This window comes from Oerskovia sp. NPDC060338, assembly GCF_042726295.1.
GTDB lineage: Bacteria > Actinomycetota > Actinomycetes > Actinomycetales > Cellulomonadaceae > Oerskovia > Oerskovia merdavium.
This window is the reverse complement of record NZ_JBHXCQ010000014.1, coordinates 24,937-45,488: the sequence shown is the minus strand read 5'-3', so window position 1 is coordinate 45,488 and position 20,552 is coordinate 24,937. Positions and strand designations below refer to the sequence as shown.

The 20,552-nt window shown below is 73.0% G+C and carries 20 protein-coding genes; 9 read left to right on the top strand and 11 right to left on the bottom strand.

All coding sequences use genetic code 11. The features are described 5' to 3' along the window. Positions 1–22 precede the first annotated feature (22 nt). Together bla and ACFWGN_RS17290 are read left to right on the top strand one after the other, a co-directional pair. The gene (gene bla, locus ACFWGN_RS17295; RefSeq protein ID WP_377618554.1) at positions 23–955 is read left to right on the top strand and encodes a class A beta-lactamase; all 933 of its coding nucleotides are present in this window, start codon (positions 23–25) and stop codon (positions 953–955) included. After that, positions 952–1,530 carry a DUF6993 domain-containing protein gene (locus ACFWGN_RS17290; RefSeq protein WP_377618553.1) on the top strand — a complete coding sequence of 193 codons (579 nt, stop codon included), beginning with the start codon at positions 952–954 and terminating at the stop codon, positions 1,528–1,530. The genes bla and ACFWGN_RS17290 overlap by 4 nt, the downstream gene beginning before the upstream one ends. On the opposite strand, the gene ACFWGN_RS17285 is transcribed toward ACFWGN_RS17290, so the two are convergent. The 3 genes from ACFWGN_RS17285 to ACFWGN_RS17275 are packed head-to-tail and all read right to left on the bottom strand — an operon-like array spanning position 1,527 to position 2,448. After that, positions 1,527–1,787, bottom strand: a complete 261-nt coding sequence (locus ACFWGN_RS17285) for a metal-sensitive transcriptional regulator (RefSeq protein ID WP_056652920.1) — start codon at positions 1,785–1,787, stop codon at positions 1,527–1,529. The genes ACFWGN_RS17290 and ACFWGN_RS17285 overlap by 4 nt on opposite strands. Positions 1,788–1,798: 11 nt before the next feature. Continuing rightward, positions 1,799–2,266: a hypothetical protein gene (locus tag ACFWGN_RS17280; RefSeq protein ID WP_191804223.1), complete on the bottom strand. Its 468-nt coding sequence runs from the start codon at positions 2,264–2,266 to the stop codon at positions 1,799–1,801. Further along, entirely contained in the window at positions 2,263–2,448 is a 186-nt protein-coding gene (locus ACFWGN_RS17275) for a hypothetical protein (RefSeq protein WP_191804225.1), read from the bottom strand. The genes ACFWGN_RS17280 and ACFWGN_RS17275 overlap by 4 nt, the downstream gene beginning before the upstream one ends. A gap of 74 nt (positions 2,449–2,522) precedes the next feature. On the opposite strand from ACFWGN_RS17275, the gene ACFWGN_RS17270 reads away from it, so the two are divergent. Further along, complete coding sequence (locus tag ACFWGN_RS17270) at positions 2,523–4,379, top strand: FAD-dependent oxidoreductase (protein ID WP_377618551.1); 1,857 nt, start codon at positions 2,523–2,525, stop codon at positions 4,377–4,379. A 279-nt stretch (positions 4,380–4,658) separates the two neighbouring features. On the opposite strand, the gene ACFWGN_RS17265 is transcribed toward ACFWGN_RS17270, so the two are convergent. Continuing rightward, positions 4,659–4,853, bottom strand: a complete 195-nt coding sequence (locus tag ACFWGN_RS17265; RefSeq protein ID WP_056652938.1) for a hypothetical protein — start codon at positions 4,851–4,853, stop codon at positions 4,659–4,661. 166 nt (positions 4,854–5,019) lie between these two features. Between ACFWGN_RS17265 and ACFWGN_RS17260 the strand changes: the two genes are divergently transcribed. Together ACFWGN_RS17260 and ACFWGN_RS17255 are read left to right on the top strand one after the other, a co-directional pair. After that, complete coding sequence (locus tag ACFWGN_RS17260; RefSeq protein WP_377618549.1) at positions 5,020–5,640, top strand: histidine phosphatase family protein; 621 nt, start codon at positions 5,020–5,022, stop codon at positions 5,638–5,640. A gap of 18 nt (positions 5,641–5,658) precedes the next feature. Further along, positions 5,659–6,189, top strand: a complete 531-nt coding sequence (locus ACFWGN_RS17255; RefSeq protein ID WP_377618547.1) for a PH domain-containing protein — start codon at positions 5,659–5,661, stop codon at positions 6,187–6,189. Between the two features lie 83 nt (positions 6,190–6,272). Here the strand turns inward: ACFWGN_RS17255 and ACFWGN_RS17250 are convergent, their stop codons facing one another. Continuing rightward, complete coding sequence (locus ACFWGN_RS17250; protein ID WP_191804233.1) at positions 6,273–6,968, bottom strand: MOSC domain-containing protein; 696 nt, start codon at positions 6,966–6,968, stop codon at positions 6,273–6,275. 96 nt (positions 6,969–7,064) lie between these two features. On the opposite strand from ACFWGN_RS17250, the gene ACFWGN_RS17245 reads away from it, so the two are divergent. Continuing rightward, the gene (locus tag ACFWGN_RS17245) at positions 7,065–8,618 is read left to right on the top strand and encodes an APC family permease (protein WP_377618545.1); all 1,554 of its coding nucleotides are present in this window, start codon (positions 7,065–7,067) and stop codon (positions 8,616–8,618) included. Positions 8,619–8,693: 75 nt separating this feature from the next. Here ACFWGN_RS17245 and ACFWGN_RS17240 read toward each other — a convergent pair whose 3' ends face one another. Next, the gene (locus ACFWGN_RS17240) at positions 8,694–10,427 is read right to left on the bottom strand and encodes a M20/M25/M40 family metallo-hydrolase (protein ID WP_377618543.1); all 1,734 of its coding nucleotides are present in this window, start codon (positions 10,425–10,427) and stop codon (positions 8,694–8,696) included. A 262-nt stretch (positions 10,428–10,689) separates the two neighbouring features. Between ACFWGN_RS17240 and ACFWGN_RS17235 the strand changes: the two genes are divergently transcribed. Beyond that, positions 10,690–11,427, top strand: coding sequence for an MIP/aquaporin family protein (locus tag ACFWGN_RS17235; protein WP_377618542.1), 738 nt, complete (start codon positions 10,690–10,692; stop codon positions 11,425–11,427). Positions 11,428–11,480: 53 nt separating this feature from the next. On the opposite strand, the gene ACFWGN_RS17230 is transcribed toward ACFWGN_RS17235, so the two are convergent. The 4 genes from ACFWGN_RS17230 to ACFWGN_RS17215 form a co-directional block, all read right to left on the bottom strand. Next, a complete protein-coding gene (locus ACFWGN_RS17230) occupies positions 11,481–11,852 on the bottom strand; it encodes a hypothetical protein (RefSeq protein ID WP_377618540.1) in 372 nt (123 codons plus the stop codon). 536 nt (positions 11,853–12,388) lie between these two features. Further along, positions 12,389–13,057, bottom strand: coding sequence for a TetR/AcrR family transcriptional regulator (locus ACFWGN_RS17225; RefSeq protein ID WP_377618538.1), 669 nt, complete (start codon positions 13,055–13,057; stop codon positions 12,389–12,391). 22 nt (positions 13,058–13,079) lie between these two features. After that, positions 13,080–15,410 (bottom strand): YhgE/Pip family protein, encoded by a 2,331-nt coding sequence (locus tag ACFWGN_RS17220; RefSeq protein WP_377618537.1) that lies wholly within the window; start codon positions 15,408–15,410, stop codon positions 13,080–13,082. Positions 15,411–15,499: 89 nt separating this feature from the next. Continuing rightward, positions 15,500–16,453 carry an ATP-binding cassette domain-containing protein gene (locus ACFWGN_RS17215; RefSeq protein ID WP_377618535.1) on the bottom strand — a complete coding sequence of 318 codons (954 nt, stop codon included), beginning with the start codon at positions 16,451–16,453 and terminating at the stop codon, positions 15,500–15,502. A gap of 300 nt (positions 16,454–16,753) precedes the next feature. Between ACFWGN_RS17215 and ACFWGN_RS17210 the strand changes: the two genes are divergently transcribed. Both ACFWGN_RS17210 and ACFWGN_RS17205 read left to right on the top strand, forming a co-directional pair. After that, positions 16,754–18,106, top strand: coding sequence for an NAD(P)/FAD-dependent oxidoreductase (locus ACFWGN_RS17210; RefSeq protein ID WP_377618533.1), 1,353 nt, complete (start codon positions 16,754–16,756; stop codon positions 18,104–18,106). 5 nt (positions 18,107–18,111) lie between these two features. Then, the gene (locus ACFWGN_RS17205) at positions 18,112–19,194 is read left to right on the top strand and encodes a YbhN family protein (RefSeq protein ID WP_377618532.1); all 1,083 of its coding nucleotides are present in this window, start codon (positions 18,112–18,114) and stop codon (positions 19,192–19,194) included. 73 nt (positions 19,195–19,267) lie between these two features. Here ACFWGN_RS17205 and ACFWGN_RS17200 read toward each other — a convergent pair whose 3' ends face one another. Further along, positions 19,268–20,491 (bottom strand): Fic family protein, encoded by a 1,224-nt coding sequence (locus ACFWGN_RS17200; protein WP_377618530.1) that lies wholly within the window; start codon positions 20,489–20,491, stop codon positions 19,268–19,270. Positions 20,492–20,552: the final 61 nt, after the last annotated feature.

The window sequence follows — 20,552 nt, the reverse complement described above, 5'->3', positions numbered from 1 at the left end:
TCGCCGCTCCGAGACTCGTGGCATGACTCCTCGAGACACGACCGCCCCACCGGTCTCCCGCCGATCCGTCCTCACCCTGCTCGCCGCTGCGGGGCTCACGGCCGCCTGCTCTCCGCACGGCGCGGACCCGGCGGTCGCCTCCCCGACCTCCGGATCACCGTCGACCGCCGGACGACCCGGGCTCGACGAGGCCCTGCGCGACCTCGAACGGTCGCGGTCGCTCACGGTCGGGGTGAGCGTGCGTGGCGGCGGCCGGGCGGACTACGGCTACCGCGCGGCCGAGCGCTTCCCGATGTGCTCGCTGTTCAAGCCGATCGCCGTGGGGGCGCTGCTCGCGGACAGGGCCTACGACGACGCGTACTGGTCGCACGAGATCGCTTTCGGCCCGGAGGACCTCGTCGAGAACTCCCCCGTGACGTCCGCGACGACGACGTGGCGCATGACCCCCGCGCAGCTCGCCGACGCCGCGCTCCGCTTCAGCGACAACACCGCGGGCAACCTCGTGCTGCGGGAGATCGGCGGCCCGACGGCCGTCACGAGCCTCGCCGCCTCGCTCGGCGCGCGCGCGACTCGCCTCGACCGGATCGAGCCGGAGCTCAACGAGGCGACGCCGGGAGACGACCGCGACACCTCAACGCCGGACGACGTCGCGCGCATCTACGGCGCGCTCCTGCTCGAGCGCGGGGCCGGCGCCCTGACCGCGGCACGGCTCGGGGACTGGATGCTGCGGAGCACCACGTCCGGCAAGCGGTTCCGCGCCGGCCTCGACGGCACCTACGAGCTCGCGGACAAGACCGGCGCGGGAGGCTACGGCGTCGTCAACGACGCGGGCGTCCTGTGGCGGCCCGGTGTCGAGCCGACGACACTCGTCGTCATGACCCGCACGGACTCTCCGGGGGCGACCTGGGACGACGAGGCGGTCGCCGCGATCACCCGCCTCGTCGTGGCCTCGTGAGCGCAGGACGCTGGGTGCTCGGGAGCCTGGTCACGATCCTGGCGGTCGGCATGCTCGGGGCCGTCCTCGTGCTGGGCGCGGTCGCGCTGCAGCTCGACACCTGGGCCGATCGCTCGGCGAACCAGCCCGCGGGAGCGGCCCACCCGACCGTCTCGCCGTCACCGACCGGGGCCTGCCCGGCGACCGACGACGACACGCCGGCCGGCTGCCTGCCGTACGACCCCGAAGCGCTCATGCGCTCGAACGACGCGTACCGGCAGCGGAGCTCCACCCCGGAGGACGCGGCTCTCGCGGCACGCTCGGTCCCGGCGGTCGAGGCGGCGCTGGCCGCGCTCACCGGGTCCGGTGGGACGTTCCGCTCGCAGGACGTCGTCGACGCCCTGACCGCTGCGGGCTTCACCACGGTCCAGACCACGGGCGACACGGACGTCTGGGGAGACGGCACGACGGCTTTCGGGATCGGCGTGAGCGTCCCGGGCGGGTGCGTGTTCGGAGACGTCCGGCCGGGCGTGCTCGCACTGGAGTCAGGCGGCCCGATCGCCGACGGCGGCTGCCTCGAGATGCCCTCGCACTAGGTCAGCGACAGGAAGAGCTTCTCGAGCTTCTGGACGTCGGCCGGGCCGTTCTCGTCGTCCGTGAGGCACTGCTTCATGCCCGACGCGATGATCGCGAACCCTGCGCGGTCGAGCGCCTTGGACACCGCGGAGAGCTGCATCACGAGGTCGGCGCAGTCGCCGCCCTCGTCGACCATCCGCACGACCGCGGCGAGCTGCCCCTGGGCGCGCTTGAGCCGGTTCGAGACCTTCTTCATCTCGTCCTTGTCGAGCTCCATGACTCTTCCTCTCATCGCACGCACGCGTCGCGCGTGCTGCTCGTGCGCTGCACCAGCCCGAACAGGACAACAGCCAGCGCGGGCAGCGCCATCCCGACCTGGTGCGGCGCCTGGCCCACCAGGAACGCCGCCGCGAGGACGGTGCCTCCCGAGACGGCCGCGCACGGCGAGCACCCGAGGGTATCCCGCCATGACTCGCCCCGGGCCGGGACGTAGCTCGCGAGCGTGAGGCCACCGACGACGGCGACCACCGCGAGCAGGGCGACCCACCCGGGCATGGCCGCGGGCGTCCATCCGCCGCCCGCCTGCACGAGCAGCCAGAGCAGGCCGGGCGCGAGGGCGGCGCCGACCACGAGCCGGCGCCTCCCCCACACCTGCCGCCGGACCTGCACCGCGACCGGCCCTGCGGTCGCGTCGGCGCTCACGCCGGGCAGGTGCCGTCCGGGTGCCGTCGCCGCATCGACGAGGGGCTCGGTCACGACCTGTTCGACCCGAACAGCCTCGCGAGGAACGAGCCCTGGGGCGCGCCCTGGGACGGCTCGGCCGCGTGCCCCTCGCACCGGTCCTTGCGCGGGACGCCCCGCATGACGTCGTCGACGTGCTGGCCGCAGCCGGCCCACGTCGTCTTGCCGCACTTCTTGCAGGTCACAGCTCTGCACATGGTGATCCTCCTGATCGGGTTGATGATTAATATACCCCCCGGGGTATAGTCGTCCCGAACCCCAGGAGGAAAGCATGAAGATCGTCATCGTCGGAGGAGTCGCGGCGGGCATGTCCGCGGCCACCCGTCTGCGCCGTCTCTCGGAGGACGCCCAGATCGTCGTCCTCGAGGCCGGCGAGCACGTCTCGTTCGCCAACTGCGGTCTGCCGTACTACGCGGGCGGAGTCATCGAGGAGCGCGACGCGCTCCTCCTCCAGACCCCCGAGTCGCTCGCGGCCCGCTTCCGGATCGACGTCCGCGTCCGCCACCGCGTGACCGGGGTCGACGCCGCCGCCCGCACCGTCTCGGTCCGCGACCTGACCACGGGCCTGGACCACGTCGAGACCTACGACCGCCTCGTCCTGAGCCCCGGCGCGCGCCCGATCGTCCCGCCCGCGCCCGGCATGGAGCGCGCTCTCGTGCTGCGCGACGTGTCCGACGTCGACCGGATCGTCGCCGCGATCGAGGGCCGCTCGAGCGACGGCGCCCTCGGAGCCGGCGACGAGCTGTCCGGCGCAGCCGAACCGTCCGGCGACTCCGCGCCCCCGACCGAGCCCCACCGCGCCCCGGCTCGCTCGGCCGTCGTGATCGGCGGCGGGTTCGTCGGGGTCGAGGTCGCCGAGAACCTCGTCCACCGCGGCCTGGCCGTGACGCTCGTCGAGCTCTCCGACCAGGTCCTGGCCCCGCTCGACCCCGAGATGGCGATCCGTGTCCGGCAGGAGCTCGAGGCCCACGGCGTCGACGTCCGCACGTCGACCCAGGTCAGCACGCTCGGCCCCGACACGGCCGAGCTCGCGTCCGCGGACGGCGCGCCTCGTGGCGAGGTTCCTGCCGACCTCGTGGTCGCCGCGATCGGTGTCCGTCCCGACATCGAGCTCGCGGTCCTCGCGGGCGCGCGGGTCGGTCCCCGCGGAGGCATCCTGGTCGACGAGGACCTGCGCACCTCGGTCCCCGACGTGTTCGCGGTGGGTGACGCAGCGACCAAGCGCGACGCGCTCGCCGAGACCGACGAGCCCACGCTCGTCCCGCTCGCGAACCTCGCCAACCGGCACGGCCGCCACGTCGCCGACGTGATCCTCGGTCGCCGCACCGGCATGCGCGCCTCGGTGGGCACGGCCGTCGTCGGGGTGTTCGGCCTCACGGCAGCGGCCGTGGGACGCAACGAGAAGCGCCTGCGCGCCGAGGGCCGCCCCTACCGCGCAATCCACACGCACCCCGCCCAGCACGCCGGCTACTACCCGGGGGCGAGCCAGATGGCCCTCAAGCTGCTGGTCGACCCCGAGACCGACCTGATCCTGGGCGCCCAGGGCGTCGGGCGCGACGGCGTCGACAAGCGCATCGACGTCCTCGCCACGGCCATCGCGGGCGGCCTCACCGCCTCCGACCTGGCCGACCTCGAGCTCGCCTACGCCCCGGCGTACGGCTCGGCCAAGGACCCCGTCAACATGCTCGGCTACGTCGCCGACAACCTGCGCGCGGGCGAGACCCGCAGCGTCCAGTGGCACGAGCTCGACGACCTCGTCGCGCAGGGGGCGACCCTGGTCGACGTCCGCACGCCGGGCGAGCACGCGCGCGGGACCGTCGAGGTCGCGGGCCGCGCAGGCGATGACGAGCCCGGTGACGACCGTGCCGGTACGGGCACGCTGCCTGCCCTCAACGTGCCGCTCGACGAGCTGCGCGCACGGGCCGCGGCCGAGATCCCGACCGGGGCACCCGTCGTCGTGCACTGCCAGGTGGGGCAGCGCGGGCACACCGCCGCGCGCCTGCTGAGCCAGCTCGGCTACGACGTGCGCAACCTCGACGGCGGGTACCTCACGTGGCGCGACGGCACGCTCGCACGCCGGGTGAGCGACGCAGCCGAGGCCGAGGAGCTCGCGGGCGCCCGGGCCTGACCCGGCCGGCGGCGGTGCCGGGGCTGCCTACGATGGTCGGGTCCCCGCACCCGCTGCCGGCCGCGCCGCACGGCGCGGCACTCGCGGCCCGTGCGCCAGCAACCCCGGCAGGAGCACCATGCCCGTCCGTCCCCGCACCGTCCTGCTCGTCTCGGTGGGCGTCGCCGTCGTCCTGCTCGCCTCGCTCGTGGTCTTCCTGTCGATCGTGGGCCTCGACGGCGTCGCCTGAGCCGGTCGGTGTCGCGGCTCCCGCCCGACGGCGGCGGTCGGTCGGACCGGTCAGACGACCTCGTGCGCCCCGGACCAGGACGCCACGGTGCGCTGGTCGGACGTCTGGAGCGTGAAGGACGTCAGCGGCAGGTTCCCGCTGCGCTTGCGTGACCGGACGACGTCGAGCGCCGCCTCGTCGCTCTCGGCCTCGAACGGTTCGCCTCGCAGCGCAGCGGTGACCGTCAGGATCGAGTAGGTAGTCATGACGGTCGAGCCTAGAGGTACCGACCGGTATCCGACGACCCCCGACTCCGTCACACCCCCGCCCACCCCGCACCGTGCCCGAGGCGCGGCGACCGCCTTGCGGGTGCTGCGCCGTCGGGCCTGAGAGATGCTCTGAGGACCACGTCCCGACCGCCCGGAGGCCCTCATGCCCGACCCCCAGCTCGTGCTCCTGCGGCACGGCGAGACAGAGTGGAGCCTGACGGGGCAGCACACCGGGACGAGCGACATCCCCCTCACCCCGCACGGCGAAGATCAGGCCCGCGGCGCCGGGGCGTTCCTCGCGGGGCGCACGTTCGCGCTCGCCCTGCGCAGCCCCCTCCTGCGCGCCCGGCGGACGGCCGAGCTCGCCGGGTTCCCCGACGCGGTCGCCGACCCGAACCTCGCCGAGTGGGACTACGGCCCCGTCGAGGGACGCACGGCCGACGACGTGAGCCGCGAGCTCGGGCGCGACTGGCTCATCTTCCGGGACGGGGTGCACGTCGTCCCGGGCGGGCAGGGAACGGTGGGCGCACGGCCCGGCGAGACGCTCGACGACGTCGCCGAGCGTGCGCGGGCCGTCGTCCGGCGCGCCGAACCGGTGCTGCGCGACGGCGGCGACGTGCTGCTCGTCGCGCACGGGCACCTGCTGCGCGTGCTCGCGGCCGTGTGGCTCGAGCTGGGCCCCGCGACCGCGGCGCGGTTCGAGCTCGGGACGGCGAGCGTGAGCCTGCTGGGCCACGGGCACGGCCTGCACACCATGGAGGGCTGGAACCTGCCGACGGCGTGAAGTGGCACGATGCTCCCCATGAGCGTCAACAAGAACCTCGCCGAGGGCGAGACCGTCGTCATGGAGCTGCGGACCCACCCCAAGGCCCTGTTCCTGCCGATCCTCGTCCTGATCCTGATCGTGGCCGCCGCGACGGCCATCCTCTGGTTCTCGCCCGAGCACCCCGTGGTCCTCTGGGGCACGCTCGGCGTCGCCGCGGTCGCGGCGGTGGTCTGGGTCGTGGTGCCGCACCTGCGGTGGCTGACCACGAACTACACCGTGACGACCAAGCGCCTCTCGACCCGCTCGGGCATCATCACGCGCACGGGCCGCGACATCCCGCTCTACCGCATCAACGACGTCACGTACGAGAAGGACCTGGTCGACCGCATGTTCGGCTGCGGGACGCTCATCATCTCGGACGCGACCGCCAAGCCGGGCATGACGCTGCCCGACGTCCCGCGCGTCGAGGAGGTCCAGGTCCGGCTCCACGAGCTGCTGTTCGCAGCCGACGACGGCTCGGACGACGGCGAGTGGCCCCCGAGCGAGCCGACGCGCCCGACGCGCTGAGCCACCCCGCGCTCCCGCCGAGTGCATGATTCGGCTGCGACACACCCGGCGTGTCGCAGCCGAATCATGCACTCGGCGACGGGTCAGCGGACGGCGCGCTCGGTCCGCTCCCGCATCTCGGCCGACAGCCGGATCTCGCCCTCTGCCTCGGACGCCAGGAGCCGCCGCGCGACCTCGACCGTCGTCCCGGCGACGCGCGACCCGAACCAGTCGGCGATCGTCACGCCGTGCGAGGGCCGGAACACGACCTCGACCGCGTCACCGGCCCGCACCTCCCCCGTCGTCACGACGCGCAGGTACGCGCCCGTCCGGTTGGCGTCCGTGAACCGCTTGACCCAGCGGTCCTCGCCCAGGCGCCGCGCGAACGTCGAGCACGGGGTCCGCGGCTGCGTGACCTCGAGCACCGCGGTCCCGACCTGCCAGCGCTCGCCGATCAGCGCCCCGCTCGCCGCGACGCCGCGCGTGCGGAAGTTCTCGCCGAACAGCCCGGGAGCGACCTCGTAGCCGAGCTCGGCCGACCAGTGGTCCGCGTCCTCCTGCGAGTACGCGTACACGGCCTGCTCCTCGCCGCCGTGGTGCGCACGGTCGGCCTGGACGTCGGCGTACAGCCCCAGGGGACGGACCTTGACGGGCCCCTCGACGGGTCGCTTGTCGATCGCGGTCACACCGACCGCGCCCGCGTCGGGCAGCAGCACGTGCACGCGGCACACGGCGAGGAGCTCGCCGGTCGCGCCGAGCGGCGCGCCGGGACGGGTGGGGTCCGGGGTGGCGGTGGTCATCGGAGGATTCTCCCAGGTCCGCCCGCCGCGTGGACAGCTCGCGCCGCCGTCGGGCCCCACCGCGCGTGATGCCCACCCGGCCGACAGACTGGAGCGATGGCCAAAGGTGTTCTGCGACTCAAGTCCGTCGAGGAGTCCCTCGCGTCGCTCGACGACCCGGAACGCTCGCTCAAGCGGGACCTCAACGCCTGGGACCTTGCGGTCATGGGCGTCGCGGTCGCGGTCGGGGCGGGCATCTTCTCGGTGGGCGCCACTGCGGCGGCGAACTTCGCCGGGCCCTCCGTCATCATCTCGTTCGTCATCGCCTCGATCGTGTGCGCGCTGGCCGTCATGTGCTACGCCGAGTTCGCCTCGGCGCTGCCCATCGCGGGCTCGGCCTACACGTTCTCCTACGCGACCATGGGCGAGCTCGTCGCGTGGATCATCGGCTGGGACCTCATCCTGGAGATGCTGCTCGCGGCGGCCGTGATCGCGAAGTTCTGGGGCATCTACCTCTCCGACGCGTTCTCGCTGTTCGGCGTGGACCTGCCGCTGAGCATCCCGATCGGCCCGGTCGACCTCGAGTGGGGGCCCGTGTTCATCGTCGGGGTCTTCACGACGCTCCTCGCGATCGGCACCAAGCTCAGCAGCCGCATCAACAGCGTGTTCACGGTCATCAAGGTCGCGATCACGCTGTTCGTGATCGTCGTCGGCTTCTTCTACGTCAAGGCCGAGAACTACACGCCGTTCATCCCGCCGTCGCAGCCCGCACCCGAGAAGACGGCGCTCGAGCAGCCCCTGTTCGGGTTCCTCACGGGCCTCGAGCCCACGACCTACGGCGTCATGGGCCTGCTCGCGGGCGCCGCCCTCGTGTTCTTCGCGTTCATCGGGTTCGACGTCGTCGCGACCACGGCCGAGGAGGCCAAGAACCCGCAGAAGACCATCCCCAAGGGCATCCTCAGCGGACTCGCGGTCGTCACGGTGCTGTACATCCTGGTGACGCTCGTGGTCACGGGCATGGTCCCGTACACGGACCTCGCGGCCTCGGACGACCCCTCGCTGACCACGGCCTTCATCCTGGTGGGCGCGGACTGGGCGGGGCGCGTCATCTCGGTGGGCATCCTCATCGGCCTGACGACGGTGATCATGGTCCTGCTGCTGGGACTCACGCGCGTCATGTTCTCGATGAGCCGCGACGGCCTGCTGCCGCGCGGCGTCTCCAAGACCTCCCACCGCTTCCACACCCCGGTCCGGCTCCAGGTCGGGGCGGGCATCGTGGTCGCGCTCATCGCGGGGCTCGCGCAGGTCGAGCTGCTCGAGGAGATGATCAACATCGGGACGTTGTCGGCGTTCGTGCTCGTGAGCTTCGGCATCCCGATCCTGCGCCGCTCGCGCCCCGACATCGCGCGCGGCTTCCGCGTCCCGTGGTCGCCCGTGCTGCCCATCTTCTCGGGCGTCGCGTGCCTGTGGCTCATGACGAACCTGACGACGCTCACGTGGCTGCGGTTCCTCGTGTGGGTCGTGATCGGGCTCGTGATCTACGCGTCGTTCGGGTACCGGAACTCGCTCCTGTCCAAGCGCAACGTCGCGACGCGCGAGGCCGAGGAGGCCGCCGCTGCGGGGGGGCCGGGAGGACCGGGGGCGCCGGGCGACCCTGCTCCGCCCGCCTGACCGTCCCGTGCACGACGGCGCCCCCTCCTCGGGCGAGAGTCTCGCCGGAGGAGGGGGCGCCGTCTCACGACCAGATCAGCAGGTGAGCGCCGCGTAGTCGACCGTGTAGGTCTCCTGCGAGCCCGCGTCGTCCCACGCCCTGACGGTCACGCTCCCCGCCGGGAGCGAGCCGGACCGGGCGCTGAACGACTGGTGCACGTTCTTGTCCGGGTTGACGTGGTTGAACGTCTTGGAGCCGAACGGCGTCGTGAAGAGCACGTCGAGGGGCCGGTCCTCACCGTTGGCAGCGACGACCGAGAGCGTGGCGACCTTGCCCGTGCAGCGCGCGGTCGCCGTGAGCCCCGTCAGCTCGGGGTCGACGGGCGAGACCACCCCGTTGATCGCCGACGTGTCGGCCGCGAGCGACGCCGTGGCGTGCGCGATCGCCTTGACGTTGATGTCGAGCGCGACCGGGTCGATGTTCTCGATGTCGTCGTTCGCCGAGTGGTAGTTGGGGTCCTGCCAGATCCCCGCGGTGCCGCCGAACAGCGCGACCTCGGCCTCGGTCTTGATGTCGTCGGCCCCCGTGAACAGCCCCGACGCCGGGACGCCGTTCGCGATGAACGCCTGGTAGTCGGAGCGGCCCGAGAACTCCGAGTCGACCCACGCCTGCCCGATCGAGTCGAAGTAGTCCGTGAACACGTCCTCGGTCTCGGGCGAGCCCGGCGGGACCTCGACCGGTGCCGGGTACGTGGACTCGTCGGCGTCGTAGACCCCGATCACGTAGTTCGGCGAGCCGACCATGTCGAAGTTCAGGTAGGTCGCGATCTGGTCGAGCGTCGTCGGGTCGTTCGCGACCAGGTCGTCGACGTAGTGCGTCGACCCGACCAGGCCCACCTCCTCGGCCCCCCACCAGGCGAAGCGCACCTGGTTGTCGAGCGGGCCGCCGTGCTCGGCGAGCTGGACCGCGGTCTCGAGGATCGCGGCGGACCCCGAGCCGTTGTCGTTGATGCCCGGCCCCTCGGGCACGCCGTCGAGGTGCGCACCGAGCATGACGACGTTGTCTGCCCGGCCCGTGCTCGTCTCGGCGAGGATGTTGAAGGTCGTGTGCGTGACGGTCGAGGTCTGGAGCACGTACGTCGCGTCGGCGGGGCCGCCCGCGAGCGCCGCGACGATGGCCTGGCCCGCGGCCTGCGGGATCCCGACCGCGGGCACCCAGTCGTCGCTCGGAGCGCCGAGCGTCGGGTTGATGGCGCCGACCGTGTTGTTGTAGATGATGACGGCCGAGGCGCCGGCCTCGGCGGCGAGCTGGACCTTGAGGCCGAACGCGCACGTGCCGCGGCTGATGAGGGCGACCCCGCCCGTGGCCTGGACACCGGCCCACGCGTCGGCCGTGCAGCCGTGCTTGAGCGCGTCGACCGGCTGGACGAGCGGGCCCGTCACTCCGCCCGCGGGGGTGTCGGGGGCGAACTCGGCGGGGTAGACGTCGGCGGTGACGGCGACCCCGGCGGCCGTGAGCGAGAGCTCGTCGACGTTCAGGTCGTCGAACGAGAAGTACTGGCGCTCGGGCGTGTACCCGGCGTCGGTCAGGACCTGCTCGACGTACGCGGCGCTGGCCTCGTAGCCGGGGGTCTCGATGGCGCGGTTGCCTCCGTTGGCGTCCGCGATGGCCTGGAACTGCTCGAGGTGCTGCATGACGGCCGCGCCCGAGACGTGGTCCTCGAGCGGGGCGGGCGGGGCAGGCGGCGCTGCCGCTGCCGGTGGGACGAACACCGCGGCGAGCCCCAGGCTCAGCGCGGCGACGGACGGGACGATCGGACGTGTTCTCACACTCGTTCTCCTCCACTGGTCCCCCACGCAGGCGACCGCACACTCGGCGCGACGTTGCGGGGAGTTCGGTTGTCGCGAGCGTAAGGGCAGCGGGCAGAACACGACAGAGGAAAGCAGGGACTTAACACGATACTTACCGCATCGTCCCTTTTCAGGTGACTTCCGGGGCCGCAGGGATCCCGAGCCCCCCGGCTCGCGCCGGGCCCCGTCTCGCGGGGTGTCGCGCCGCCCTCCTGGCGCTCGCCCCTGACAGGGTGTGCGCATGGATCCGGACTACTCCCTGGCGGTGCGCGCCGCGTGCGAGTTCATCGGCACGGCGATTCTCATCATCATCGGCAACGGCACGGTCGCGAACGTGCACCTCAAGGGGTCCAAGGGGTACCGCGGCGGCTGGAGCCTCATCGCGATGGGCTACGGGTTCGGCGTGATGATCCCGGCCCTGATGTTCGGCGGGATCAGCGGGAACCACGTCAACCCGGCGTTCACGATCGGGCTCGCGACGTGGGGCATGTTCCCGTGGGCCGACGTGGCTCCGTACGTGGTCGCTCAGATGCTCGGGGCCATGGCGGGGCAGCTCGCGATCGTCGCGACCCACAAGCCGTACTACGACCGCACCGAGAGCTCCGCCGACGTGCTCGCGACCTTCTCGACCGTCAACGCCGCGCACAGCCGCGTGAACGGGTTCGCGAACGAGCTGCTCGGCTCGGTCATCCTGTTCTCGTGCGCGCTGGCGATCATCAACTCGCCCCTGACGACGACCGAGCCCGGTCTGGCGCACCTCGCGCTCGGCTTCCTGGTGTGGGGGCTCGTCGCGGGGCTCGGCGGCCCCACGGGGCCCGCGCTCAACCCGGCCCGTGACCTCGGGCCGCGCATCGTGCACGCGCTCCTGCCCCTCAAGCACAAGGGGCCCTCGGACTGGGGCTACTCGTGGGTGCCCGTCGTCGCGCCGCTGATCGCGGGGCTCATCGGGGTGGGCTGCTGGAAGCTGCTGCTCGGCTGAGCAGTGCCGCTGCCCGACGGCGGAGCGAGCGCCCTGCCGTCGGGCGTGTCGGGTCACCCCACGGGCGCGACGTACGTGAAGAGGTTGCCGGCGGCGTCGGCCGTGTAGCCGAACTCGATCGCTCCGTAGGACCCGTCGCCCCACTCGCCGGCCCCGCGGCAGACCAGGACCTCGTCGGTCTCCCGGCCGGCGGCAACCGTGAACGCGCCGTCGTCGAGCTCGTCCTGGCGGTCCTCGAGGAACGACGCGTCGCTGATGTCAAGGACCTGCCCAGACGCCGGCTCGCCGGCAGTCATGGCGACGACCTCGTCGATCGCCGACTCGCACGTGAGCGGCGCGAGGCCCAACGCCTTCTCGACCGCGGACCACAGGACAAGGAGGAGCACGACGCCCAGGGCGATCAGCCACCACCCCCAGGCAGGCATCGGGGCGCGTGTGTACAGGACCCATCCGGAGGGCGGCGGGCCCCAGGCAGGGTCCGGCTCCCATCCCCGCGGGGGCTTCCACCCCTTGGGGGGCACGGGCCAGTTGGGGGGTCGATTGAACTTCCTGGCCATGTGCGCTCGCTTCTCCGCAGGGCGCCGACGGTGGCGCACCGAGAATCTAGCGCGTGCCGGGCTGGTCAGGGCACCGTGGCCGGACGGCCGGCGACAGCGGGACGCGCGATGCGCCGTCGATCTGTGCCGAGCCGGGACCGGGGCTCTGAGCTCCGGATCGCGGGCCGGGGTTGAGGGCCCGCGCCAGGGGCTGGAGGCCGGGGGCCGCCTGGGCAGCTGTGTTTTCTGCGCAGCCACCACCATTGTGGTGGCTGCGCTGAAACACGTCTCCCCCTGGTGACACCACATCCCGTCTACGCGGTGCGCTGCCGGCGTCGCAAGGCAAGCACCGTGTCGCGCGGCCGGGCACCCGCAGTCGGCGAGTGCGGCCAGCACCGCGGCTCCGGTGGGCCAGCCGGCACCCGTCACAGCCCCGCGATCAGCTCCAGCACCGCGGCCAGGACCTCGTCGAACTCGCGCTCGGGCTGGAACACGAGCCACTCGAGCCCTGCGACGAGCGTCGCCCCGAACACCGAGGCCGCGAGCAGCGACACGTCCGCACCGGGCCGCTCCTCGCGCAGCGCTGCCGCGTAGAACTCGATGACGCGTGCGCGGATGTGCCCCACGGTCTCCTGCCACTCGCGCCCGACCCGGAAGACCTCGGCCGCGAGGAGCTTCGCGAAGTCCGGGTGGGCGCAGATCTGCTCGAGCAGCGACGCGATGAGCGCCGCGAGCGCGGCCTTGCCGTGCAGGTCGGCGCGGGCCGACTCGAGCGTGAGGGTCAGTCGTTCGAGGCCGCCCGCGAGCGCCGCCTCGAACACGTCGGACTTGGACCCGAAGTTGTAGTAGACGCTGCCCTTGGCCACGCCCGCCGCGGACGCGATGTCCTCGACGGACGTGGCCGTGAAGCCCTGGTCGGCGATGAGGCTCACGGCCGCGTCGATGATCTGCTGCCGGGTCCCGGCGCGACGGGCCGCGAAGGCCTGCTCGCGCCGGGTCCCCGTCGGGGCGCCGGGATCCGCGGTGGCGCCCGGCTCAAGGGGCCCGACGGCGTCGCGTCCGTCCGCCGTCGGGTCCGCCTCGGTCGTCGTCATCGTTCGTCCAGCCTCTTCGTCGTCAGATCTCGAGCGCCGGGTGCAGGCGGTCGAGGGTCCAGGTGCGCATGCGCCCCGCCCGCCAGGCGCTGATCGCCAGCGACGCTAGCAGCAGCACGCCGAGGTAGACCACCGCGAACCAGAGCCGTCCGTCGACCCCGCCCGTGATCGTCTGGCGCAGCCCGTCCACGGCGTAGCTCATGGGCAGCAGCGGGTGGATGGCCTGGAAGAACGCGGGCGTGGTCTGCACCGGGTAGGTGCCGCCCGAGGACGCGAGCTGGAGCATGAGCAGCGCCAGGATCGCGACCTTGCCCGCAGCCGGGCCGAGCAGAGCCATGAGGGCCTGCTGGAGCGCGAGGAACGTCGCGGCGACGAGGGTCGTGAACGCGAGCGTCCCGAGCGCGTGGGTCATGTCGAGCCCCACGCCCCAGTGGATGACCGCGAGCATCACGGCGACCTGGGCGAACCCGATGCACAGCGCGGGCAGGAACCCGGCGAGGGTGGCGCGCAGGCCCGAGGCCGGCGTCGCGAGGGCCCGCGAGGGCAGCGGACGCATGAGCAGCCACGTGATGAGCGCGCCCACGAACAGGGCGAGCGGGATGAAGAACGGCGCGAAGCCCTCGCCGAAGCCCTCGGCCTCGGCCAGGTCGGTGTCCGCGACGGTCACGGGGGCCGCGATGACCTCGGCGCGCTGCTCGCGCAGGGCCGTGCCGTCGTCGGGGATGGCCTCGGAGCCCTCGGCGAGCTTGTCGGTCAGGGTCTGTGCCCCCTCGGTGAGCTGGGCGCCGCCGTCGGCGACCTGCGTGGCGCCGTCGGCCAGGGTGCGGGTGCCCTCGGCGAGCGCGCCTGCCCCGGTCGCGGCGGACTGCGCACCGGTCGCGAGCTGCTGGGCGCCCGAGTACAGGGACGAGGTGCCGGCCGCGAGCGTGCCCGCACCGGACGCGAGCGACGCGTTCCCCGCCGCGAGGTCGGAGGCACCGCCGCGCAGGGTCGAGAGCCCGCTGCTCAGGTTCGCGGCACCGGCGGCCACGCCGTCGACGCCGTCCCGGACGGTCTGCGTGCCCGAGCCCGGGTGGAGCTGCGCGTCGATCTGCGCAGCGCCGGCCGAGGCCGCCTTGATGCCCGTGGAGAGTGCGGGCAGCCCTGCGGCGACCTGCTGCGAACCGTCCGCCAGGGCCTGGAGCCCGGCCGCGCTCTGCGCGAGCTCGGCGTCCGAGGGCAGCTGGCCGAGAGCCTGCTTGTTCGCGGCCGCGAGCGCCTGGGCCTGGGGGTCGGTCGAGGCGCCGAGCGCCGCGGCGTTCTGCTGGAGCAGCGCCCGGAGCGTCGGGACGCTCCCCGCGAGCGAGGTGACCTGTCCCTGGACCTGCGTGACGCCGTCGGCCACCTGCTGGGCGCCCGCGGCGGCCTTGTCCGCCCCGGCCACGAGGCCCGTCGGGGCCGTGAAGCCCGTGGCGAGCTGGTGCGCGCCGTCGGCGAGCTGGGCCATGCCCGACTGCGTCGTGGCCGCACCGTCGGCGAGGGCCGACGCACCGTCGGCCGCGGACGAAGCGCCCGCGGCGAGCTTCGAGGCTCCGGCGCTCGCGGAGGACGCACCCTGCGACAGGGCGCCGGCGCCGTTCGCGAGCTTGCCCGCACCGGTCACGGCGCTGCCCGCACCGTCGGCGAGCTGGTCGATCCCGGACGCGAGCGTGCCCGCGCCGTCGGCTGCGGTCGTGGCACCGTCGGCGACCTGCGTCGCACCGTCGGTCAGCTGGCCGCTCGCCGTGGTGAGCGTGAGCGACCCGTCGGAGGCCTGCGCGAACCCGTCACGCGCGCTGCCGAGGCCCACGAGGACCTTGTCGACGGCCTGCGCACCGATCTCCTCGCGCACCGCGCCCTGGACCTGCGTCATGGCGCTGCGTCCCAGGGTCGTCGCGAGGAACGAGTTCGCGTCGTTGTACGTGACCATGAGCTGCGCGGCCTGCGGGTCGTCGCCCGCGGCGCTCGCGATGCCCTCGGAGAAGCCCTCGGGGATGGTCAGCGCGAAGTAGTAGGTGCCGTCCTTGACGCCCTTCTCGGCCGTCGTGGCGTCGACCTGGGCCCACTCGAGGTCGCCCGAGTCGACGAGCTTGGTCGTGACGTCCTCGCCCGCGTTCAGCGTCTCGTCGCCGTCCTCGGACGCGATCGTGGTGCCCGTGTCGGCGTTGACGATCGCGACGGGCAGCTTGTCGAGGTTGCCGGTCGGGTCCCAGAAGGCCCACAGGTACATCGCCCCGTAGAGCAGGGGCACGAAGATCATCGCGCCCACGGCGAGCTTGGGCAGGAGGCCGCGGCGGAACCGCCGCAGCTCCGTACCGGTGGAGGTCCAAGACATCACGAGAGGTGTTTCCGTTCTGTACGTGCGAAGGAGGGGGCCCGACGCCGGAGCGTGGGCGGGGCGACGACCGTCACCCGGGTGGTGGGTCAGGCGGCGACGAGCTGCGGGCCGGTCGTGAGGCGCACGACGTGCGGGGCACGGCCCCAGCGCATCGCGTCGACCTCGCCGGCCGACGCGACCGAGCCGACGACGGTCACGCCCGTGGCCGCGATCGCCTCGAGGCGCTCCCAGACGATCTGGCGGCGGGCCGAGTCGTGGACCTGGTCGAGGTCGTCGACCACGAGCAGCTCGGGGCCCTGGGCCATGGCGATCGCGATGCGCAGGAGCATCGCGTCGACCTCGTCGAGGTCCCAGACCATCGAGTCGAGCGCGGGCAGCTCGCGGGGGCCGAAAACGGGACGGGCAACGCGCTCGTAGACCTCCTGGGTGACCTTGGGCGTCCGGCGGTACCAGGGCGCGAGCCAGGTGAGGCGTTCGCGCACCGAGTCGCCGACCGTGACGGCGTCGTCGAGCTCGTCGATCCCGTGGAAGCCCGCGATCGCCGCGCGACGCTGGACCGCGGTGCGGCGCGCACGACGGCCCGTGAGGCTCTCGCCGAGCACGACGAGCCAGCCGTCCGGGGTGTGGTCGGGGGCCATGCGGCCCGCGAGGGTCAGGAGCAGGCTCGAGCGCCCTGCGCCCTGCGGGCCCTGGAGGACGACGACCTCACCGGCGGGGACCTCGAGGTCGACGGGTCCGTAGACCAGGCCGCGCGGGCCGTGGAGCTGGAGGTCGTAGGCGCTGATCGCGTGCGGGCTCGCGGCGGGGAGCGGCGCGCCGTCTGCGGGCTCGAAGGTCTCGGCGATCTCGCCGCCGTGCGGGCCGCGCAGCGTCATGTCGTCGGCGATGTCCGCGGCGGCGAGGCCGCCCTGCGGGAGGTGCGCGACGGCGTCGGGCACCTGGTGGTTCGTGGTGCCGGGGGCGCCGGCGGGCGTGGTCACGGTGGCCTGCACGAGGTACGTGGCCTCGTCGCTGCCGTGTCGGGCGACGGGCTGGTTCATGGGGGTTCCTCCGAAAGTTCCAGTCCGGCCACTCTTTTAGACTGACCGGTCAGTTCGAAGTTACGCGCCGAGGGGCCCGGTTGTCCACACGACGTCGGATAGAACGGCCCGTGATCCGCATCACGGGAGCCGCCCGGACCCGCGGCCCGGCCGCTGGCGGCACCCCAGCCGACCCCTCCGCGGGGCCCCGCACAGCGCGCGGCACCGTGGCAGCGGGCCCCCGCCCGGCATACGCTCGTGCCCCGGACCACCCGGCACATCGTCGTGTCGCACCACGAGACGTATCGAGAGGCACACACAGTGAACGACGGCACCGCCGCGCAGCCCGCGCCCACCGGGGCGCACGACGCGCTCCCCCACGTCGTCGTCGTGGGCGGCGGGTTCGCCGGCCTCGCGACCGTCAAGGCGCTCGCCGGAGTCCCGGTGCGCATCACGCTGATCGACCGCCGCGTGTACAACACGTTCCAGCCGCTGCTCTACCAGGTGGCCACGGGCGGCCTGAACCCGGGCGACGTCACGTACTTCCTGCGCGCGCTGCGCCTCAAGCAGCCCAACGTGCGCGTGGTGCACGAGCACCTCGTGGGCCTCGACCCGCAGCACAAGACCCTCCGGCTCCTCAACGACGAGGAGATCCGGTACGACTACCTCGTCCTCGCCAACGGCGTCACGACCAACTTCTTCGGCACGCCCGGCGCCAAGGAGCACGCGTTCGCGATGTACTCGCGCTCGCAGGCGCTGAAGATCCGCGACACCCTGTTCGTGCGGCTCGAGAAGTCCGCAGCCACCCCGGAGACCGACGACGGGCTCCGCGTGGTCGTCGTGGGCGGCGGGTCGACGGGGGTCGAGGTCGCCGGGGCGCTCGCCGAGCTCCGCACGCAGGGGCTCGCCCCCGCGTACCCGGAGATCCACGGCGACGCGTTCAGCGTCAAGATCGTCCAGCGCGGCACCGAGCTCATCAAGCCGTTCCCCGCCAAGCTCCGCACCTACGCGGCGCGCGAGCTCCAGCGTCGTGGCGTCGACCTGCACCTGGGTGCGGGCGTCGCGAAGGTCCTGCCCGACGGCGTCGAGCTCACCGACGGCACCTTCATCCGCTCGGACCTCACGGTCTGGGCCGCGGGCGTGGCCCCGCACGAGGAGGTCTCGCGCTGGAACCTCCCGCTGGGCGACGGCGGCCGCATCCGCGTGGGCGACGACCTGCAGGTCGAGGGCTGGCCCGACCACTTCGCGGCCGGCGACATCGCGATCTCGCCCGCGGGCCTGCCCCAGCTCGCCCAGCCCGCGATCCAGTCGGGCAAGGTCGCGGGGCGCAACATCCGCGCGCTCGTCCAGGGACGCCCGACGACGTCGCTCAGGTACCTCGACAAGGGCACCATGGCCGTCATCGGACGCCGCGCGGCCGTCGCGGACATCGCCGGGAAGCTGCGGCTGACCCGCGGCAGCGCGTGGCTCGCGTGGCTGTTCGTGCACATCATGAGCCTGATCGGGCCCCGCAACCGCCTCACGACGCTCGCGGGCCTCGTGACGCGCTACGGCTTCCCGTTCCACCGTCGCCCGGTGCCGATCGTGGGTGACGTCCCCACGATCCGTCCGCCCAAGGGGTGGGTGCCCGCGGACGGCCCGTCGCCGCTGCCCGAGGTCACGCCGAACGACTGAACCGCGTGACCCGTCCGCCGACAAGGTCGCCGACCAGTCCCCGTCCCGGCAAGGAGCTCTCCATCTCGCACGACTCGACCCCCGAACCCCAGGCTGCGGCTCCGGGCCCGCCAGAGACGGCCCCGGACCAGGCCCCCAAGGTGGTCCGGTCGCCCCGGAGCCACGCCCTGCGCGTGCTCGTGTGGTTCGTGCTCATCGGCGGGCTCACCTACGTGGTCATCCCGGAGATCAGCGAGATCCCCCGCATGGGCAAGGCCTTGCGCGACGCGCAGCCCGCCTGGGCGATCCTGGCCGTGCTCTTCGCCGCGACGGGGTTCTTCGCGGCCGCGGCCTCGCTCGCGGCCTGCTCCCCGATGCACCTGCCGTTCCTGCGGACCACCCGGGTCCAGCTCGCGAACGCGTTCGCGGGCACCGCGACCCCCGCGAGCGTCGGATCGCTCGCGCTCAACGTCCGCTACCTGTCGAAGTCGGGCATGAGCACCGCGCTCGCGACGGGCACGGTCGCTCTCCAGAGCATCGTGCAGGTCCTGACCCACCTGGTGCTCCTGAGCATCCTGGCGCTCGTCGCGGGGCGCAGCATCGACCACCACATGCCGGGCTGGGCCCGGTGGGCGCTGCTCGCGGCGGTCGTGGCGGTCGTCGTCACGGTCGTCACGGTGCTCGTGGTGCCGCGGTTCCGGCACGCGGTCCGCACGTACGCGCGCGACGACGTGCTGCCCGCGTTCCGCCAGCTCGGCGGGCTCGCGAAGGACCCGCGCCGGCTCGGCCTCTCGATCCTGGGCGCGATGGGCACCACGCTGTCCTCGGCCGCGACCCTGTGGGCCTGCCTCCTCGCGCTCGGCGGCGGCAACGACCCGATCGCCGCGGCGTTCTCGACCATGGTCGGGCAGACCCTCGCGTCGGCGGCACCGACCCCGGGCGGCGTGGGCGTCGTCGAGGCCGCGCTCACGGGCGGGCTCGTGAGCTTCGGGATCGCGTCCGCGATCGCCCTGCCCGCGGTCCTGCTCTACCGCCTGATCTCGTGCTGGATCCCCGTCCTGCTCGGCTGGATCACGCTGCGCCTGCTGCAGCGGGAGGACGTGGTCTGACGCGACCCGCCCGACGGCGCCGCTCCCCCGGGAGGTGCGCTCCGCCGTCGGGCGCGGGCCCTCCTGGCGACGATCAGCGCCGACGGATGCCCTGCGCGAACACGTCCAGCACGGCCAGGATGCCGTCGTGCTGCCAGATGCGGTTGCGCTGCCGACCGGTGCGCTCCTGGAGCACACCGGCGTCGGAGAGCTGGACCAACGCGCGCTGCGCGGTCACAGCGTTCATCCCCAACCTGCCGGTCAGGAACGCCGCGTTGACGACGGGGTGGGCGACCAGGTGAGGCACGACCTTCCAGGCCGCAGCTTGCGGACGCAGGTTCCCCAGCTGCTCCTTCGCCTGCGAGATCTGCGCCCCCAGGTCGTCGACGAGCCGCGCACCGGAACGTGCGGCATAGCGACCGGCCCGGGCGAACTGCTCGACGATCGGCCGGGCGTCGCCCCCGCGATAGGCCGTGAGCGCGTCGAAGTAGGCCTCGGTGTCCACCAGGAGTCCCGCCGAGACGGGGGCCGTGGTGTGTCGGACCGTCCCCTTGGAGCGGAGCAGGGCGTGGACGAGAGCGCGACCCGTGCGTCCGTTCCCGTCGGCGAACGGGTGGATCGTCTCGAACTGCGCATGAGCGACAGCAGCCTGGACCAGGACGGGGAGATCGTCCCGGTGCATGAAGTCCACCAGGTCACGCATCGCAGGTGCGACCAGCTCGGGCTGAGGGGCGACGTGCGAGGCTCCTCGCGGGCTGATGCTGCTCGTCCCCACCCAGACCAGCCCGTCGCGGTATCGACCTGCGTGCTGCTCCCAGCCACGCTGGCCCGAGAGGAGCTCGTGCTGCATGGTGAGGATCGCGGACTCGTCCAGCCTGTCGGCCAGCGCGAGCGCTGCCTCCATCGCACGCACGTTGGCGACGACGGTCTGCGCGTTCGCGCTGGTCGACTGGTCGATCTCGGCGAGTGCGAGCTGCCGGGCCCCCACAGTGAGGTTCTCGATCTGCGAGGACGACGCCGACTCGGTGCGCAGCAGCACCGACGCCATGGGCCCGAGTGCGGGGCTGTCGACGCCGAGCACGGTGCGTGCGTACACGTCGAAGCGCGTGAGCTCGGCGGTCGCCACGTCGACGTCGGCGGCAAGGTCGCTCGGGACGTCGGGAGCCAGGTCGGCGATCTCCGCGGGGACCGTCGACGTGTACGGCCCGGACCTGGCCGTGACCTGGGCCCGGGTGGACAGCCCGTCGTCCTCCGCCACCCAGTCGTGTTCCTCGTGGCCGACCGGGGCGAGAACGAGGGGCGTCCGATCTGTCGTCACACGTCCACAGTACTAACAGTTTGAATAAAACTGTAAGTAGGCGAGCTGGGTTGATCACAGT

Coding starts and splice junctions, on each gene's coding strand:
- bla (WP_377618554.1), top strand. CDS start 23: ATGACTCCTCGAGACACGACCGCCCCACCGGTCTCCCGCCGATCCGTC.
- ACFWGN_RS17285 (WP_056652920.1), bottom strand. CDS start 1,787: ATGGAGCTCGACAAGGACGAGATGAAGAAGGTCTCGAACCGGCTCAAG.
- ACFWGN_RS17275 (WP_191804225.1), bottom strand. CDS start 2,448: ATGTGCAGAGCTGTGACCTGCAAGAAGTGCGGCAAGACGACGTGGGCC.
- ACFWGN_RS17270 (WP_377618551.1), top strand. CDS start 2,523: ATGAAGATCGTCATCGTCGGAGGAGTCGCGGCGGGCATGTCCGCGGCC.
- ACFWGN_RS17265 (WP_056652938.1), bottom strand. CDS start 4,853: ATGACTACCTACTCGATCCTGACGGTCACCGCTGCGCTGCGAGGCGAA.
- ACFWGN_RS17260 (WP_377618549.1), top strand. CDS start 5,020: ATGCCCGACCCCCAGCTCGTGCTCCTGCGGCACGGCGAGACAGAGTGG.
- ACFWGN_RS17255 (WP_377618547.1), top strand. CDS start 5,659: ATGAGCGTCAACAAGAACCTCGCCGAGGGCGAGACCGTCGTCATGGAG.
- ACFWGN_RS17250 (WP_191804233.1), bottom strand. CDS start 6,968: ATGACCACCGCCACCCCGGACCCCACCCGTCCCGGCGCGCCGCTCGGC.
- ACFWGN_RS17245 (WP_377618545.1), top strand. CDS start 7,065: ATGGCCAAAGGTGTTCTGCGACTCAAGTCCGTCGAGGAGTCCCTCGCG.
- ACFWGN_RS17235 (WP_377618542.1), top strand. CDS start 10,690: ATGGATCCGGACTACTCCCTGGCGGTGCGCGCCGCGTGCGAGTTCATC.
- ACFWGN_RS17230 (WP_377618540.1), bottom strand. CDS start 11,852: ATGCCTGCCTGGGGGTGGTGGCTGATCGCCCTGGGCGTCGTGCTCCTC.
- ACFWGN_RS17225 (WP_377618538.1), bottom strand. CDS start 13,057: ATGACGACGACCGAGGCGGACCCGACGGCGGACGGACGCGACGCCGTC.
- ACFWGN_RS17220 (WP_377618537.1), bottom strand. CDS start 15,410: ATGTCTTGGACCTCCACCGGTACGGAGCTGCGGCGGTTCCGCCGCGGC.
- ACFWGN_RS17215 (WP_377618535.1), bottom strand. CDS start 16,453: ATGAACCAGCCCGTCGCCCGACACGGCAGCGACGAGGCCACGTACCTC.